We start from the raw sequence: 15,566 nt of genomic DNA on the forward strand, positions 1-15,566 counted from the left end.
CAGTTTGGGTCCGGACGGAAGCCGGGCCCCGGCGTCGTACCCTTCCGGCTACTTCCGGCGGCCGAACAGGAGCGACGCGGCCGCCGTCGCTCCCGCCACCGTGTAGACGGCGGGCCAGGCGCCGATCTTCTTCGCGAGCGGGTGGGAGAGGCCGAACGCCGCGACGTACGCCGCGGTCAGCGCCGTGGCCCGGCCGGCCCCGGCGTCGCGCTTCCAGACGAGGAAGGCCGCCGTCCCGGCCGCGGCGAGCACGGCCCCGCCGAGCTGGCGGTCGCCCGTGTCCCGGGCGGTCTTGTAGCCGCCGACGAGGCCGGCGGAGGCAAGCAGTGACGAGAGCAGGCGTGACATGGGTCTCCTTGTCGAAAAGCGGGCGGGATCTGTTAACAGCCTAGTGCCCGCGGGCGTAGCATGGCGGGCATGACCGAGGCCGCCGCAGTCCCCAGAACCCCCCGCAAAGTCATCATGGTCGCCGTCGTCGCGGCCCTCGGAGGCTTCCTCTTCGGCTTCGACTCCGCCGTCATCAACGGCGCGGTCGACGCGGTGCAGGGCCAGTTCGGCCTCGGGAGCGTCCTGCTCGGCTTCACGGTCTCCTGCGCCCTGCTCGGCGCGATGATCGGCGCGTGGGGCGCGGGGCCGTTCGCCGACCGGCAGGGGCGCGTGCGCGCCATGATCGTGGCGGCCGTCCTCTTCGCGGTCTCCTCCGTGGGCTCCGGGCTGGCCTTCGGCGTCGTGGACCTCATCGCCTGGCGGCTCATCGGCGGCATCGGCGTCGGCATGGCCTCCGTCCTCGCCCCCGCCTACATCGCCGAGGTCTCCCCGGCCCACAGCCGCGGCCGGCTCGGCTCGCTCCAGCAGCTCGCGATCGTGCTCGGCATCTTCACCGCCCTGCTCTCCGACGCGCTCATCGCCGCCGTCGCCGGCGGCGCGTCCGAGGTCACGTGGCTGGGGCTGGAGGCCTGGCGCTGGATGTTCCTCGCCGAGGTCATACCGGCAGTCGTCTACGGCGTCCTGGCCTGGAGCCTGCCCGAATCGCCGCGCTACCTCGTGGCCAAGAACGAGTTCGCCAAGGCCGGCAAGGTCCTCACGGACGTCGTCGGCCTGCCCACGAAGGCGGCCGTGGAGGACAAGATCGCGGCGATCAAGGAGACCATCAACCTCGAGACCCGCCAGGGCCTGCACACCCTCACGGGCGGGCGCTACTGGCTCCTGCCGATCGTCTGGGTCGGCATCCTGCTCTCCGTGTTCCAGCAGTTCGTCGGCATCAACGTGATCTTCTACTACTCCACGAGCCTGTGGCGCTCGGTCGGCTTCACGGAGGCCGATTCCTTCACGGTCACGGTCATCACCTCGATCACCAACATCGCCGTCACCATCGTCGCGATCGCGCTCGTGGACAAGATCGGCCGCAAGCCGCTCCTCCTCGCCGGTTCCACGGGCATGACGCTCGCCCTCGGCCTCATGGCGCTCTGCTTCAGCCAGGCCACGGGAACGGGGGAAGACGTGAGCCTGCCGCAGCCGTGGGGCACCGTGGCGCTCATCGCCGCCAACCTGTTCGTCGTCTCCTTCGGCGCCTCCTGGGGTCCGGTCGTGTGGGTCCTGCTGGGGGAGATGTTCTCCAACAAGATGCGCGCCGTGGCCCTCTCGGTCGCCGCGGCGGCCCAGTGGGGCGCCAACTTCCTGGTCACCACCACCTTCCCGGCGCTCGCCGAGATCGGCCTGGTCCTGGCCTACGGCCTCTACGCGTTCTTCGCCCTCTTGTCCTTCTTCTTCGTGTGGCGTTTTGTGAAGGAGACCAAGGGCAAGGAGCTCGAGGCCATGCAGTAGCCACGACACCGGGAGGAAGCATGGGACGGCTGATCTACACGGCGATCACCTCGCTCGAGGGGTACTTCGTCGACGCGGACGGCGAGTACGGCTGGTCGATGCCGGACGAGGAGGTCTACGCGCACCTCATGGAGCGTGAGGCCTCCGTGGCCACGTTCCTGCTGGGCCGGCGGATGTACCGGGAGATGACGGCGTGGGAGGCCCCGGAGCTCGTGGCCGAGGACGCGGACTTCGTGCAGAACTACGCGGGGACGTGGGCCGCGGCCGAGAAGATCGTCTTCTCGCGCACCCTCGATTCCGTCACCAGCCCCCGCGCCCGGATCGAGCGCGAGTTCGATCCCGACGCCGTCGCCCGGCTCAAGGAATCGGCGGAGCACGACCTGAGCATCTCCGGGGCGGAGCTAGCCGCCGAGGCGATCCGGGCGGGTCTGGTCGACGAGTACCGGCAGTACGCGAGCCCCCTCGTCGTCGGCGGCGGCCGGCACTGGCTCCCGGAGGGCGTCCGGCTCCCGCTGCGGCTCGTGGAGCACGCCGCGTTCGGCAACGGGGTCGTCTACCTCGCCTACGTGCCGGCCTGACGGTACGACGCCGGGGCCCGGCCCGGGCTGATCAGCCGCCGGCCGCCGTGGGAACCTCGGCGAGGTGGGCCAGGACCGCCGCTCCGATGACGCGCGCACCGGCGTGGTCCGGATGGATCCCGTCGTACGCCATGCCCGGTGCGAAGCGGCCCGGGTCGTCAGCGGCGCGCAGCCCGGCGGCGGCATCGACCCACTCCCAGCCCTGCTCCGCCGCGAAGGCCTCCAGCCACGCGTTGTACTCGAGGGTCGGTCCGCCGAAGCCGTCCCGGGGAGGGATCGACGAGACGACGACGCGCGGTGCGCCGGCTGCCTCGACGAGGCGGATCAGGTTCGCCCCGATCCGCTCGGGAGCCGTTCCGCGGTAGATGTCGTTGGTGCCGGCGAGCACCACGAGCACGTCCGCGTCCACGGCGCCGAGCCCCGCGGCCATGTCGGCGCTCGTCGCCCCTCCCACGGCCCAGCCGCCCGTGAACTCCACGCCGGGGGCCTGCGCGTGGCGCACCCACGAGCGCTCGCCGACCTCCCGCCGTCGGACGTCCTCCGGGAACGCGTGGTCCGCCGTGATCGAGTCCCCGGCGACGGCGAAGCGCAGGACGTCGGCGCCGGCGACGGCCTCCGATCCGGTCCCCGCGACCGCCGGGACGGGCGCCCCGGAAGCCGGACCGCGGACGGCAGGGGACTGCAGCACGGCCAGCAGGGCCGCGGCGAGCAGGACGGAGAGGACGACGGCGGCCGCACGCCCGCGCCGCAGGGCGCGGTTCGGGCGAGGGGCGGGCGGGGCGGCGGGGGCCGGAACGGGTGGCACGGGAGGGGCTTTCGGGCGGGCGGCGGACGGATCAGCTCAAGCGTAGGTCCACCCCGCCCCGCCCCCGCCTCGGGGGCGGTTGCGATCCGGTGACGATTCCCTGCGCCTCCTAGCCGATGCCGCCCGTGCAGGCGGCCCCGGGTTCGGGCGTCTGCGGTCCCTGGCGGTACTTCTGGATGAAGTCGGCGATCCGCGGATCCTGCGCGGAGTCGGCCACGAGCTGCACGCCCCAGGCGCTGAGCTTGATGGGCTCCTCCTGCGCGGGCACGGGACTGAGCAGCAGGTAACTGCGCTCGCCGACGGTGTCCGTCAGCGCGGCGATGTCGGCTTCGGCGGCGTCGTCGTTGTAACTGATCCAGACGGCGCCGTGCTCGAGCGAGTGCACGGCCGCCGTCTCCTGGACCGGATCGGTGTAGATCCCGCAGTTCTGCCAGACGGGGAAGTGGTCCCCGCCGACCCCTGGCACGGTCTCGTACTCGACGGCGTCCTGGACGTGGTTGGCGCTGACGATCTCGTATTCCTGCGCCCCGTCAATGGGCTGCGCGGCGCGGGCGACGGCCTCGTTGCGGGCCTGGGCCTGGCCCGTGACGACGATGCCGACGGGGACGGCGATCGCCGCGACGGCGGCGACGGCGACTCCGGCCGTGATCCAGCGCCCGCGCTTGGCGCGGCGCTCCTGGGCGGCGACGAGGGCGAGGGCCTGCTCGCGCTTGGACCGGGGTTCCCGGTCCGAGGTGGCGTTCTTGCGGTTCATGGTGTCTTCCTTCACGGTGTGGGAGGCTCAGCCGAGGTCGGCGAGCAGGTTGTTCATGGCGTGGATCTCCGACTCCTGGGCGGTGATCATCTTGGCCGCCAGGTCCAGCACGTGGGCGTCCGAGGCCCGATCCAGGGCCGCCTGGGCCATCGCGACCCCGCCCTGGTGGTGGCGGATCATGAGCTCCAGGTAGAGCCGGTCGGCGTCGGAACCCGTGGACTCCTCGAGGCGGGTGATGTCCTCCGCGCTGGCCATGCCCATCGAGGCGTTGGTATGCGCGGCGGCGGCCTGGGCTCCGGAGACGGGTCCGTGCGTCGACGTCCCCTCCGTCGATGTCCCCTCGGTCGAGGTCCCGTGCGCCGCGTGGGAGCTTCCGCCCTCCACGACGAGGTCCTCCATCCAGGCCATGGCCGGCCGGTCGCCGGTCTGCGGCAGCCCCCACAGCTCGAGCCAGGCGTACATCTGTCCGGACTGCTGCGCCTGCGTCGTGGCGATGTCGTAGGCGATCGAGCGGACGCCCTCGCTAAGGCCGGTGTCGCGGACGATCAGGGAGAGCTGGACGGCCTGGTTGTGGTGGGTCTGCATGTCTCGCGCGAATCCGGCGTCGGCGGAGAGCTCGTCCGGCGACGTGGAGGCGGGAACGAGCGTGCCGAGCAGCCAGCCGCCGATGCCGACGGCCACCACGAGGGCGGCGAGCGCGGCGACGAGCGGGCGGTTCAGCACGGGTCCGGACGGGGCGTCCGGGACGCGGGCAGGGTCGTGCGGGGTTTCTGGCATGGTTCTCCTCGGGAGCGGCACGGAGGGGCGGGCGGCGGCGCAGGGCCGCCGGGCCTACGTGCGGCTGACCGAGAGGGCGTTGAGGTCCGGGGAGGTGGCGCCCGCGGCGTCGGGACGTCCGGAGAGGTCGGCCGCGAATCCCGGGGCGCCCCAGGCGCGGTCCGTGTCGGGACGCGGCGCGGTGCCGGCCGGGACGGGCTGGACGTCGGTCTGCCCGTGGCAGGCGGGAGCCGGGGCGTGCAGCGGGCAGTCGGTCGCGCCGTCGTCCACGGAGGACGACGCCGGGGCCGAGCCTGCGTGCCCGTCGGGGGCATGGCGGGTCGACCCGTAGGCGACGGAGACGGCGTCGGCTACCGAGCCCGCCGAACGTGCCGGGCCTGCGGGGTCCGCCGTGGCTCCGACGGGGCCGGCGAGGAGGGCGGCCAACAGGAGTGGCAGCGCGAGGACCGCGGCGACCAGCGCGGCGAGGCGCGGGCGTCGGTTCCTGGGCATGATGCTCCTGCGTCGAGGGCGATGGTTGACCGTACAAGAATAGCCGCCGGAAGCTGGGAAGCCCCTGTGAGCCGTCACAGGCGTACCGCGTAGATTCTTCTCCCATGAGAGAGGTCGAGGGCGGGGGAATCCGATGAGCGGGGCGCTGGAACAGTGGTGGCGGGCCCTGCGTGACGGATTCGCCCACGGCGCGCCCCTGCATCTGGAGGCCATGGTCGTTGTGCTGGTGATCGCCGCCGCGGTGGCGCTCTCGGTTCCGCGGGCGACGTGGCGGTGGTTCGGGCTCTACGTCACGTTCGTCCACGAGCTGGGGCACGCGCTCGCGGCGCTGCTGACCGGGCGCGTCGTGCGGGGCATCCGCCTGCGTCTGGACCACTCGGGCGAGATGGTCAGCCAGGGCCGGGGCACGGCGTCGGCGGTCTGGGCCGGATTCTGGGGCTACCCCGCGCCGGCCGTCGCCGGCGCCCTGATGGTGTGGTCTGCCGCGTCCGGATGGGGAGGTGCCGCGTTGTCGATCGGGGCCGTGGCGCTGCTCGTCTCGATCCTGTTCATCCGGAACGGCTTCGGGATGCTGCTCGCCGTGGTCTGCGCGGCGGTGGCCCAGGGGCTCGTGGTGTTCCTGCCGCGGCAGGCCGTGGGCGTCGTCGTGTTGGTTCTCGGCATTTCGCTCCTGGTCGGGGCGGTGCGGGACTGGTTCAAGGTGGCTTCCGTGCACCGGCGCCGCGGCGACCGCCGCAGCTCGGACGCGTACCTCTTGTCCCGCATGAGCGGCGTTCCCTCTCTCGCGTGGCTGGCCGGATTCGCCGTGGTCATCGGGGCGTGCTCCTTCTGGGCGCTGACGGTCCTGGGCCGCGTCGTCGGCTGAGGCGGCGTCATGCGGCGTGGGGGTCCTCGTGCTGGGGCAGGTCGTTGAGCTCGAGGTAGATGGGGGCGTCCCCGGGCGTCGCCGGCGTGCCGGGCAGCGGTGGTGCGATCGAGCGGACCCGTTCGCCGTCGGCCGTCGTGATGACGACGGCGTGGCGCTGTCCGGGGAGTAGCTCTGTTTCGGCGCTCCAGGCATTGGCTTCCTTGTCGTAGTTGCAGGCCTCGCACAAGCCCTGGCCGTTCTCCGTGGAGGTCGTACCGCCCGAGGCGTAGGACAGGATGTGGTCGTAGTGGCGGATCGGGGCGTCGCACCAGGGCATGCGGCACTGGGCGTCGCGGATGGCGATGAACTTCTTCATGCCCGCGGGGAAGATCCGGGCGCGCGAGTCCATGCCGAGTAACGCTCCGCTGTCCGGTGCGGTGTAGAGGCGGCGCAGCCAGATCCGCGCCGCCGACTCCTCGTCCGGCGACATGGCCTCCGGGAGGACGCTAGACGGCGGCCCGGCTGGCGGAGCCTGCGGTGCAGGAGGCATCGAGGGCGGAGGGCCGGGCGGCTGCCCTCCGGGTGGGGCCGGAGCGCCGGAGGCGACGCTGCGGATGAGGTCCCGTGCCCACTGGGCGGGAACGACGCCGTAGCCGTTAAGCCGTGCCGGCTCGGATTCGCCTTGGAGCAGTGTCCTGTCGGTCATGACGAGTTGGATCTCGAGGTCGACCGGTGCCCGTGCGGGGCGGCCGGTGACGCGTTCGACGAGCGTGTCGGCCATGATCTGCCCCCGGGAGCGGCGGTCGCCGGAGGCCCGGCACCGCTCGGCCTCCTGGGAGAGCGCCGCGACGACGGACACGCCGGCGGCGACCGGCAGCAGGGCGGTGACGTTGACCATGGTGTCGGGGGCGGGCCGCGAGGTCACGCGGCGCTCGGACTCGGCCTTCGCTGCCCGGGCCACGACCGAGTGCGGATCCAACGCCTGCGCCAGTTGCTGGGCCCGCGCCGCGAGAGCACGGGGACCGAGGCCACGCACGGCGTCAGGGGTCGGGCACAACGTGCGGTCCAGATGCTGCCGATCCTCAAGGGTCAGGCAGGCGGTCTCGCGCACCAGCACGGTCGCGCCCCACTCGTTCAGCGTTCCCGCTTCGAGGGCCTGCAGCGTGTGGGGCATTTCGCGGACCAGGATCCGGGAGAGACCCAGATGGCGCTGGCCCAGGTGCGGGGACTCGCGGCGCGCGGCACCGAGCTGCGCGCCGATGCCCTGCCCCAGCCGCTCGGCCGGAACGCCCCGGGCGCGGCGTTCCTCCCGCACGGCGTGGTCGAAGGCGGCCGCGAGCCGGGCCTGCGCGGCGCACGCGGCGGACTTCAGGTCCTCAAGGACACTGATCCTCTCCAGTGCCTCGGCCGGGGTGATCCCGTCCAGCTCGGGCGGGCTCTCGAGGGCCCGTGCCGCTTCCCGTAACCGCGATTCTTCGAACATGTGTACTACTCTATGGAGTCCTTCCGACACTTTGGTGCGGACCATTGCCGTTGTGGACGAGGCGGCCCGAAGGGCGGATGTGGAGGGCGGGTCGCTCGGCCTCCGCGGCCAGGCGTGTCATAGCCAAGGCCGGCCGGATCGGGCAGAGTGGAGGTCATGCCTGTCTTCGAGTACCGGACCACCCTGCCCCGCGGCCGCCGGGAGGTCTTCGAGTGGTTCGAGCGGCCCGGCGCCATCACGCGGTTGACCCCTCCCTTCTCCGGCAGCGTGCGCCGCGGCCCGAGCGACGGCATCCGGCCGGGTTCGACGGCCGTCCTGGGCATCGGAGCCCCGGGGTCCGCCGGCCTCCTGGGCGCCGCGGCCGCCAGCATGGCCTCCGGTGTCCTGCCTGCCAAGGCCCGCCCTGAACTGCTCTGGCACGCCCGCCACACCGACCTCGAACCGGGGCTCTCCTTCACCGACACGATGGACCGCGGTCCGCTCAGGGCCTGGACCCACCGTCATCTCTTCGAGGACGCTCAGCGCACGGGAGGCGGGTCGGGGACCACCATGGTCGACCTCGTGGAATTCGAGCTCCCCGCCGTTCCCCGCGTCGACCGGCCCCGGACGGGTGGATGGACGGAGGCCCTGTTCCGGCGCGAGCTCGAGCGCATCTTCGCCTACCGCGAGCGGCAGTTGCGGGCGGATCTGGACTTCCACGCCGCCCATTCCGGCACGCCGCGTACCGTCGCCGTCAGCGGCGCCGGCGGGACGATCGGCACCCAGTTGTGCGCCCTCCTCGCAGGAGGCGGGCACCGCGTGATCCGTCTCGTCCGCCGTCGCGCATCGGGCCCGGACGAAATCTCCTGGGACCCGGAATCCGGCCGGCTCGACCCCGCGGCGCTGGGCGAGTGCGACGCCGTCGTCCACCTCTCGGGGCATCCCATCGGCGGGAGGCTCACCCCCTCGACGAAGCAGAAGATCCTGGCCAGCCGTACGACGTCGACCGCCCTCCTCGCGAGGACCCTCGCCTCGCTCGCGGGCGACGGCCGCCAGCGGGCCCTCGTCGTCGCCTCGGGCATCGGCTACTACGGATCCCATCCGCACCAGACGCCCGAGCCCGAGCCGTTGACCGAGGACTCCCCGGCCGGCCACGACTTCCTGGCCCACGTCTGCGTCGCCTGGGAGGAGGCCTGCCGCCCCGCCATCGTGGCCGGGGTGCGGGTCGCGAACCTGCGCACGGGCCTGGTCCAGACGCCCGCCGGCGGGCTGTTGCCGCGTTTCCTGCCGCTGTTCCTGGCAGGGCTCGGTGGTCCGCAGGGCGCCGCGGCCTGGAAGAGCTGGATCGGCATCGACGACATCGCCGCCGCCCATGCCTTCGCGGCCCTGAACGACGCCGTCGAGGGCCCTCTCAACGCCGTGGCCCCCCAGCCGGTCACGGGCACGGAGTATGCCCGCGTGCTCGGCACGGTGCTGCGACGCCCGGCGGCCATCCCGGTTCCGGCCTTCGGCCCGCGCCTGTTGCTCGGAACGCAGGGGGCCCACGAACTCGCCGAGGCGGACCAGCGCGTGGCGCCAGCCGTCCTCGAGCGACTGGGCTTCTCCTTCCGGCACCGTTCCCTCGAGGCCCAGTTGCGGCACGTCCTCGGCCGGAGTTGAGACGCTCCGGGCCTGTGATGCGCCTGTGAATCATTCGGTCCGGGACCGTTCGGCTTGACGGGCCCCCGGGGTCGCCGGTTAGCGTGGTTAGATCACGTTTTGGTAACGCCAGCCCGGTCCGGGCGGCTTCGCCCCGCCGTTCGGGGTGCCGAAACACGCAGGGCCCGCACCCTTGGTTCGTCCGCGCGGCCTCCTGGAAACCTGATGTCGATCATCTGCCGGACGAACACGCATCGATGGCCGGGGACGGCCTGAGCGGGGGTGGCCCTGGAGAACCGTGATCCAGAACAACAAGACCCGTCGTTTCACCCGTGCCGGCATCGCCGGCGGAATCGCCACGCTCGCGCTGGCCGGAGGCGTGGTGGGCCTCGGAGCCGCTCCCGCCTCCGCTGCCTCGGCCGCGACGTGGGACGCGCTGGCCGAGTGCGAGTCCAGCGGCAACTGGTCCATCAACACCGGAAACGGCTACTACGGCGGGCTGCAGTTCAGCCTCCAGACGTGGCAGGCGTTCGGCGGAACCGGCAACCCCGCCGACGCCAGCAAGGCCGAGCAGATCGCCGTCGCCGAGAAGATCCTGGCCGGCCAGGGCTGGGGCGCCTGGCCCGCGTGCTCCGCCAAGCTCGGACTGTCCGGGAAGTCCGGCTCGATCGCCGGATCCTCGGAGGCCTCGTCGACCGCCTCCACGGGTTCGACGAGCTCCCAGTCCACGAGCTCCCAGTCGGCCGGTTCCCAGTCCTCCGGCGCAGCGTCGTCGAGCCAGGGTGCGGCGACGCAGGAGGCCACGGCTCAGAAGGCCGCGCCGCAGAAGTCCTCGGCCTCGGTGCCGAAGCACCGCGCCGACGCCCCGGTCGACGCCGTCGCCACCGTTCCCGCGAAGGACTCCGGCGACGACTACACCGTCGCGTCCGGCGATACGCTCTTCACGATCTCCGAGGAGCTGGGCCTGGCCGATTGGCGCGCGCTCTACTCGCTCAACCAGGACGTCGTGGAGAACCCGGACCTCATCTTCGTGGGCCAGGAGCTCGACGTCCCGACGAAGTAGCGCCACGGCCCGCGGGCGGGCCGTGGCGGTGGCCCCGAAGGAATGCGGCCCAGACCTGTTCGGCCTCCACGCCGAAGGTCCGGGCGATGTCCTCGAGGGACCACCCCTCCCGCCGCAGCTCGCGCAGCGTCGGGTACCCCGGTGGTTCCCGCATCCCGTCCATGGGCCCATTCAAACGCAGGGCACCGACGCTTCGGATCCGAAGCGCCGGTGCCCTGCGACGTGTGACGTGTGCCTGCCCGGCTACCGGGATTCCCGCGGCCGCAGTTCCCCGGCGTCCGCGACCTCGAAATGGTGCTCGAGGTGCTCGTGGCACAGGCAGTGGATCGTGAACATCGGCAGCCCGTAGGAGCCGTACCATTCGTTGGCCGAGAGCAGGACGTGCCCGCGCAGGGCGAGCGCCGGGAGCTCGGGCGGCATAAAGGGGTTGTACTTCGAGGGGTAGACCCACTGGCCCTCGAGCTCGAAGCTCGGCAGCGCGTAGGGGTCGTGCCGGTTGTGCTCGGTGGGGTAGAAGACGCCGTCGATCAGCCAATGACTGGCCAGGCCCTGCTCGAGGTCCTGGTTGTAGCTTGTCGGGAACAGGATCGCTTCCACGGGACAGGCCTTTCTTCGCGGGGAGCCGGTGGCTCCTCAAAACCGTTGGCTCTTAAAGGGGAACCGATGGCGGGGGCCACTGCGACATGCCACCCGCCATCGGCTTCATTCACCACTTACCAAGCAAGACTTAGCCTACCCTTACTCAATTTCGTTGTAAAGGCGTCTCCTAATAAGTCTCCGGATGTCCGCCAATGACACCGCGTAACGGCGCGATCCGGAGCCGCCCGGACGCCCCCGTGCGAAAGACCTCGATCGGGGTCCCGTAGACCTCCGTCAGGCGCCCGGCCGTGCAGACCTCCTCCACGGCCCCATCGGCCACGACCCGTCCGTGGGACATCAGCAGCACCCGGTCGGCGTAGGCGGCGGCCGCGTCGAGGTCGTGCAGGACGACGACGGCGGAGCCCGCTTCCGCGAGCCGGCGGCACTGGGCGAGGGTCTTCTCCTGGCGCGCGATGTCCATCGCGGACACGGGCTCGTCCAGGAGCACGACCCGCCCTTCCTGCGCCAGGACACGCGCGAGCGCGGTGCGCTGGCGCTCGCCGCCGGACAGGACCGTCACGGCCCGCGGGGCCAGATGCGAGATCTCGGTGGCCTCCATCGCGGCGGCGACCGCATCGTCGTCGTCCTCCTCCCGTTCCGTGCGCCGCCACGCCGTGCGGCCCATGCGCACGACCTCGGCGGTCGTGAAGGGGAAGGCGACCTGCGACTCCTGGCCCATGACCGCGCGGTGCCGTGCGGCCTCGGCCGTGCCCCACGCCTTGAGCGGGCGGCCGGCGAGCCGGACCTCGCCCGCCGCGGGGGAGAGGTTCCCCGCGAGGACGGCGACGAGGGTCGACTTGCCGGCGCCGTTCGGCCCGATCACGGCCGTCACCTCGCCGGCTCGGACGTCGACGTCGACGCCGTCGAGGATGGGACGCCCGCCCGCCTCGATGCGGACGCCCCGCGCCTGGAGCTGGACGGACGTGGTGGTCGCGGCGTCTGCGGCGGCGCGCGCCACGGTGCTCTGGTTCCTCACAGCATCCCCTGCTTCTTGAGCGTGTGGCGGAGCAGGATGAAGAACACCGGCCCGCCGACGACGGCGGTGAAGATCCCGATCGGCAGGTCGGCGAACGGGATCGCCGTGCGCACGGTCAGGTCCGCGACGCTGAGCAGCAGCGCCCTGCCGAGCGCCGAAAGCGGCACGAGCGAGCGGTGCGACGGTCCGGTCACGAGCCGCAGCGCGTGCGGGACGATGAGCCCGACGAAGCCGATGATCCCCGCGAACGCCACGGCGGCGGAGGTCAGCAGCGCCACGCACAGGATGGCCCCGATCCGCAGCCGTTCCACGTCGACGCCCGCGTGCCGCGCGGCCCGCTCGCCGAGCGAGAGCAGGTCCAGCTGGCGCAGCAGCAGGGCCGCGCCACCGAAGCCCGCGCCCAGCACCACGGCGCTCGTCGCGACCGCCGTCCAGGTCGAGCCGTTGAGCGAGCCCATTTGCCAGAAGACGATCTGCTCGCGGCTCGCGGTGTCCGCGAGGAACACGAGGAAGGAGATCGCGGCCCCCGCCTCGGCGTTCACCGCGATGCCCGTCAGGACGAGGGTGAGCACCATGGAGCGGTTGCCGGAGCGCGCCAGGAGGTAGACGAGCCACGTCACGAGCAGGCCGCCGAGGAAGGCGGCGAGCGGGAGGATCAGGGGGCTCGCGGCGCCGAGGCCGAACACGATCACGAGGCAGGCGCCTACGGCCGCGCCGGAGGACACGCCGATGACGCCGGGCTCGGCGAGGGGGTTGCCGAAGACGCCCTGCATCACCGCGCCGGCGACCGCCAAAGCCGCGCCGACGACGACGCCGAGCAACAGGCGCGGGAAACGCACGTTCCACAGGGTGGCGTCGAGCATCGCGGTGGACTCCTCGCGCGTGCCGGTCACGGCGCGCCACAGCGAGCCGAGCACGTCGCCGGGCGTCGTGGCGAACTGGCCGTTCGCGGCGGAGACCACGAGCACGCCGGCGAGCAGGACGGACAACACGGCGCGGGTGGCCCATGCACGGCCGCGCCGGGCCAGGGCGCCGCGCGGAGTGCCCGGGGCGTGCTCCGGGCCGGCGCCGGCGCGTAGACCGCCTCGGCGATCGCGAGGAGCGCGGCGGCGGAGTTCGGGCCGAAGGAGAGCAGCTGGCCGTCCGGGACGTCGACGACGCGGCGCTTCTGCCCGGCGGTCGTCTGCGCGACGCCGGGTCGCTCGAGCAGCCCGTCGAGCCCGCCGGTGGACTCGAGCCCGGCGCTCATGACCAGGATGACGTCCGGATCGAGCGCGGCGAGCGCCTCGGCGTTGGCCGGCTTGGTGCCGGTGATCCCCGCCTCGCCGGCGGCGTCGGTGATCATGGGGCGGATGCCGTCCATCGTGCGATCCGGGGTGAACATGACCAGGTCGATGCCGGCGGAGCGCAGCTGCTCGAGGACCTCGGGCGGGCCGAGCGTCGAATCGGCGAGGATCACGGTCGGAGCCAGCGCCAGGATGGCCTCGGCGTTGAGCTCGTGGCCGTTCGAGGTGACGAGCGGCAGGGACGCGATCGAGGGGTTCGTGTTCGACGACGTGCGCCCGACGAGCTGATCGCCGAGCCCCAGGCCGATGACCGTGTCGGCGAGCGTTCCGTACCGGTCCAGCGCGAGGATGCGGGAGGCGTCGTCGACGGTGACGGACGGGGTCTGTCAGATTAACGGTGGATCTGGCCTGGCGCATTGTCAGTTGATTCGGCCTTCGAAGGTGATAGCGAAGGCGTTGAGCGCGGGCTTCCACCTCGTGACCCACCGTGCCCGACCTCGCCCCGTCGGGTCAAGCGACCGGGTCACGAGATACAGGCATTTCAGCGCGGCAGCGTCGTTGGGGAAGTGCCCGCGGGCACGGACGGCGCGCCGGTAGCGGGCGTTGAGCGACTCGATCGCGTTCGTGGAGCAGATGATGCGGCGGATCTCGACGTCGTAGTCCAGAAACGGGATGAACTCCGCCCATGCGTTCTCCCAGAGCTGCCGGATCGCGGGATACATGGTGCACCACTTCTCGGCGAACTCCTCGAACCTGGCCCTCGCGACAGCTTCGTTGACGGCGGTATAGACCGGCTTGAGGTCGCGGGCGATCTGGTCCCAGTACTTCCGCGACGCGTATTTGAACGTGTTGCGGATCAGGTGGATGATGCATGTCTGCACCGCCGTCAGCTCCCACGTCGTGTTGATCGCGTCCGGGAGGCCTTTCAGCCCGTCGCAGACGACGATGCAGACGTCCTCGACGCCGCGGTTCTTGATCTCGGTGAGCACGCCGAGCCAGAACTTCGCGCCCTCACCACCGTCGCCGGCCCAGATCCCGAGGATGTCGCGTTCCCCGCCCGTGGTGACGCCGACGGCGACGTAGAACGGTTTGTTGCGCACCTGCCCGTCCCGCACCTTCACGACGATCGCGTCGATGAACACCACCGGGTAGACGCGGTCCAACGGACGGTTCTGCCACTCGGTCATCTCCTCGATCACCTTGTCGGTGATCTTCGAGATCGTGTCCTTCGAGACGCTGGCTCCGTAGACATCGTCGAAGTGCGCCGCGACCTCACCGGTCGTGAGCCCGCGCGCGGTCAATGACAGCACGATCTCGTCGATCCCGTCCAGCCGACGCTGCCGCTTGCGCACGATCCTCGGCTGGAACGACCCCTCACGATCCCGGGGAACGTCGATCTGCACTGCACCGACCTTGGTCATCACGGTCTTCGCCCGCGTCCCGTTACAGGCATTCTCGCCGGTGCTGGGCTGGTGCTTGTCATAACCGAGGTGCTCGGTCATCTCGACCTCGAGCGCAGTCTCCAGCACCCGCTTCGTTAGCCCGGCGAGCAGCCCGTCCGGGCCGACCAGGCTGACGCCCTTCTCCTTCGCTTCCGCGAGCAGCTGCTCCGCGATCTGCTGCTGATCGATGATCTCTCCCGTCACAGGATCAATCATCTCGATGACATCGGTCATCGCCTTTCCTTTCGGTCAGGCCAGGACCAGATACACCGTTCGTCTGACACTCCCCTCTTCAGCGCTGCCGGACTGGGATAGCGCATGAGCAGGTCGGTCACGGCAGGGTGGGACAACCGCGGCCCGAGGACGCGTTCCAGCGACGGGTGGATCTGCGTCAGGAGCCCGCGGAGCCGGTTGCTGACCTGAGTCGCCTGGGCGGCGAGATCGTCGTCGAAACCGCAGAGCATCGAGAGTTCGGCGATGTTCTCCTCGCTGACGGTGATGCTCCGGAGCGTGTGGGGCATCGTGCGGGCGGTGTCGGCGATGATGAACGCGTCCCTCGCATCCGTCTTCGCCTGTCCTGGATGGAGGTCTGCGACGCGGCGCATCGTCAGGCCCGGGAGATACGCCACGTCGATGCCGATCGACTGGGCGATCGCCACGGGCAGCGCCCCGATGGTTTTCGGCTGGTCCACGACCACGAGACAGCGACCGTGCTCGCGCCCGAGGCGTTCGAAGAGTTCCCTGATTCCCGGTTCCGACTGGGACAGTGTCTTGTTGTGGACGATCGTCCCGTCGGCCGTGAGCGCGGTGGCGTGGTGTTCGCTTTTGCCGACGTCCATGCCGATGAACAGGACAGGCTGGTCTTTCATGGCAGTCACCTTCGATTCGTGGACCAGATCCTGGGCGGCCACTAGGCGGTGACGTTCACATCCACGTTACGCAGACCCCGGACTCGGGCGTGCTTCTATTAGCGATCCGTGACC

General features: G+C 71.4%; 17 protein-coding genes. 5 read left to right on the forward strand and 12 right to left on the reverse strand.

Features of this window, described 5'->3' with window-relative positions:
- Positions 1–48: 48 nt before the first annotated feature.
- Positions 49–348, reverse strand: a complete 300-nt coding sequence (locus AC0QR5_RS16575; protein ID WP_329863243.1) for a hypothetical protein — start codon at positions 346–348, stop codon at positions 49–51.
- A 69-nt stretch (positions 349–417) separates the two neighbouring features.
- Between AC0QR5_RS16575 and AC0QR5_RS16580 the strand changes: the two genes are divergently transcribed.
- Together AC0QR5_RS16580 and AC0QR5_RS16585 are read left to right on the forward strand one after the other, a co-directional pair.
- Positions 418–1,824 carry a sugar porter family MFS transporter gene (locus tag AC0QR5_RS16580; RefSeq protein WP_329863245.1) on the forward strand — a complete coding sequence of 469 codons (1,407 nt, stop codon included), beginning with the start codon at positions 418–420 and terminating at the stop codon, positions 1,822–1,824.
- Positions 1,825–1,844: 20 nt separating this feature from the next.
- The gene (locus AC0QR5_RS16585) at positions 1,845–2,402 is read left to right on the forward strand and encodes a dihydrofolate reductase family protein (RefSeq protein WP_329863247.1); all 558 of its coding nucleotides are present in this window, start codon (positions 1,845–1,847) and stop codon (positions 2,400–2,402) included.
- A gap of 31 nt (positions 2,403–2,433) precedes the next feature.
- Here AC0QR5_RS16585 and AC0QR5_RS16590 read toward each other — a convergent pair whose 3' ends face one another.
- The 4 genes from AC0QR5_RS16590 to AC0QR5_RS16605 form a co-directional block, all read right to left on the reverse strand.
- A complete protein-coding gene (locus AC0QR5_RS16590; protein ID WP_329863249.1) occupies positions 2,434–3,207 on the reverse strand; it encodes an SGNH/GDSL hydrolase family protein in 774 nt (257 codons plus the stop codon).
- A gap of 109 nt (positions 3,208–3,316) precedes the next feature.
- On the reverse strand, positions 3,317–3,961 hold the full coding sequence (locus tag AC0QR5_RS16595) for a DUF3105 domain-containing protein (protein ID WP_329863251.1): 645 nt from the start codon (positions 3,959–3,961) through the stop codon (positions 3,317–3,319).
- Between the two features lie 27 nt (positions 3,962–3,988).
- Positions 3,989–4,738, reverse strand: coding sequence for a DUF305 domain-containing protein (locus tag AC0QR5_RS16600; RefSeq protein ID WP_329863253.1), 750 nt, complete (start codon positions 4,736–4,738; stop codon positions 3,989–3,991).
- A 54-nt stretch (positions 4,739–4,792) separates the two neighbouring features.
- A complete protein-coding gene (locus AC0QR5_RS16605) occupies positions 4,793–5,230 on the reverse strand; it encodes a hypothetical protein (RefSeq protein ID WP_329863254.1) in 438 nt (145 codons plus the stop codon).
- A 133-nt stretch (positions 5,231–5,363) separates the two neighbouring features.
- Here AC0QR5_RS16605 and AC0QR5_RS16610 point away from each other — a divergent pair, with 133 nt between their 5' ends.
- Positions 5,364–6,095, forward strand: a complete 732-nt coding sequence (locus AC0QR5_RS16610; protein WP_329863256.1) for a M50 family metallopeptidase — start codon at positions 5,364–5,366, stop codon at positions 6,093–6,095.
- Between the two features lie 7 nt (positions 6,096–6,102).
- Here the strand turns inward: AC0QR5_RS16610 and AC0QR5_RS16615 are convergent, their stop codons facing one another.
- Entirely contained in the window at positions 6,103–7,560 is a 1,458-nt protein-coding gene (locus AC0QR5_RS16615) for an HNH endonuclease (protein WP_329863258.1), read from the reverse strand.
- 156 nt (positions 7,561–7,716) lie between these two features.
- Between AC0QR5_RS16615 and AC0QR5_RS16620 the strand changes: the two genes are divergently transcribed.
- Positions 7,717–9,198, forward strand: coding sequence for a TIGR01777 family oxidoreductase (locus AC0QR5_RS16620; RefSeq protein WP_329863260.1), 1,482 nt, complete (start codon positions 7,717–7,719; stop codon positions 9,196–9,198).
- A gap of 277 nt (positions 9,199–9,475) precedes the next feature.
- Positions 9,476–10,240: a transglycosylase family protein gene (locus AC0QR5_RS16625; RefSeq protein ID WP_329863261.1), complete on the forward strand. Its 765-nt coding sequence runs from the start codon at positions 9,476–9,478 to the stop codon at positions 10,238–10,240.
- A 243-nt stretch (positions 10,241–10,483) separates the two neighbouring features.
- Here AC0QR5_RS16625 and AC0QR5_RS16630 read toward each other — a convergent pair whose 3' ends face one another.
- The 6 genes from AC0QR5_RS16630 to AC0QR5_RS16655 form a co-directional block, all read right to left on the reverse strand.
- Complete coding sequence (locus tag AC0QR5_RS16630; RefSeq protein ID WP_329863263.1) at positions 10,484–10,837, reverse strand: hypothetical protein; 354 nt, start codon at positions 10,835–10,837, stop codon at positions 10,484–10,486.
- Between the two features lie 169 nt (positions 10,838–11,006).
- Positions 11,007–11,855: a heme ABC transporter ATP-binding protein gene (locus tag AC0QR5_RS16635; protein ID WP_329863265.1), complete on the reverse strand. Its 849-nt coding sequence runs from the start codon at positions 11,853–11,855 to the stop codon at positions 11,007–11,009.
- Complete coding sequence (locus AC0QR5_RS16640) at positions 11,852–12,847, reverse strand: FecCD family ABC transporter permease (protein ID WP_329863267.1); 996 nt, start codon at positions 12,845–12,847, stop codon at positions 11,852–11,854. The genes AC0QR5_RS16635 and AC0QR5_RS16640 overlap by 4 nt, the downstream gene beginning before the upstream one ends.
- Entirely contained in the window at positions 12,745–13,491 is a 747-nt protein-coding gene (locus AC0QR5_RS16645; RefSeq protein ID WP_329863275.1) for a heme/hemin ABC transporter substrate-binding protein, read from the reverse strand. The genes AC0QR5_RS16640 and AC0QR5_RS16645 overlap by 103 nt, the downstream gene beginning before the upstream one ends.
- A 69-nt stretch (positions 13,492–13,560) precedes the next feature.
- The gene (locus AC0QR5_RS16650) at positions 13,561–14,799 is read right to left on the reverse strand and encodes an IS256 family transposase (RefSeq protein ID WP_475372540.1); all 1,239 of its coding nucleotides are present in this window, start codon (positions 14,797–14,799) and stop codon (positions 13,561–13,563) included.
- A gap of 14 nt (positions 14,800–14,813) precedes the next feature.
- The gene (locus AC0QR5_RS16655; protein ID WP_475372484.1) at positions 14,814–15,452 is read right to left on the reverse strand and encodes an IS110 family transposase; all 639 of its coding nucleotides are present in this window, start codon (positions 15,450–15,452) and stop codon (positions 14,814–14,816) included.
- Between the last annotated feature and the right edge of the window lie 114 nt (positions 15,453–15,566).

It is taken from the genome of Arthrobacter sp. J156 (genome assembly GCF_056172865.1).

What these genes read in the sequence shown, in the direction of transcription:
- AC0QR5_RS16575 (WP_329863243.1), bottom strand. Translation starts at nt 348, where the DNA reads ATGTCACGCCTGCTCTCGTCACTGCTTGCCTCCGCCGGCCTCGTCGGC.
- AC0QR5_RS16580 (WP_329863245.1), top strand. Translation starts at nt 418, where the DNA reads ATGACCGAGGCCGCCGCAGTCCCCAGAACCCCCCGCAAAGTCATCATG.
- AC0QR5_RS16585 (WP_329863247.1), top strand. Translation starts at nt 1,845, where the DNA reads ATGGGACGGCTGATCTACACGGCGATCACCTCGCTCGAGGGGTACTTC.
- AC0QR5_RS16595 (WP_329863251.1), bottom strand. Translation starts at nt 3,961, where the DNA reads ATGAACCGCAAGAACGCCACCTCGGACCGGGAACCCCGGTCCAAGCGC.
- AC0QR5_RS16600 (WP_329863253.1), bottom strand. Translation starts at nt 4,738, where the DNA reads ATGCCAGAAACCCCGCACGACCCTGCCCGCGTCCCGGACGCCCCGTCC.
- AC0QR5_RS16605 (WP_329863254.1), bottom strand. Translation starts at nt 5,230, where the DNA reads ATGCCCAGGAACCGACGCCCGCGCCTCGCCGCGCTGGTCGCCGCGGTC.
- AC0QR5_RS16610 (WP_329863256.1), top strand. Translation starts at nt 5,364, where the DNA reads ATGAGCGGGGCGCTGGAACAGTGGTGGCGGGCCCTGCGTGACGGATTC.
- AC0QR5_RS16615 (WP_329863258.1), bottom strand. Translation starts at nt 7,560, where the DNA reads ATGTTCGAAGAATCGCGGTTACGGGAAGCGGCACGGGCCCTCGAGAGC.
- AC0QR5_RS16620 (WP_329863260.1), top strand. Translation starts at nt 7,717, where the DNA reads ATGCCTGTCTTCGAGTACCGGACCACCCTGCCCCGCGGCCGCCGGGAG.
- AC0QR5_RS16650 (WP_475372540.1), bottom strand. Translation starts at nt 14,799, where the DNA reads ATGATTGATCCTGTGACGGGAGAGATCATCGATCAGCAGCAGATCGCG.
- AC0QR5_RS16655 (WP_475372484.1), bottom strand. Translation starts at nt 15,452, where the DNA reads ATGAAAGACCAGCCTGTCCTGTTCATCGGCATGGACGTCGGCAAAAGC.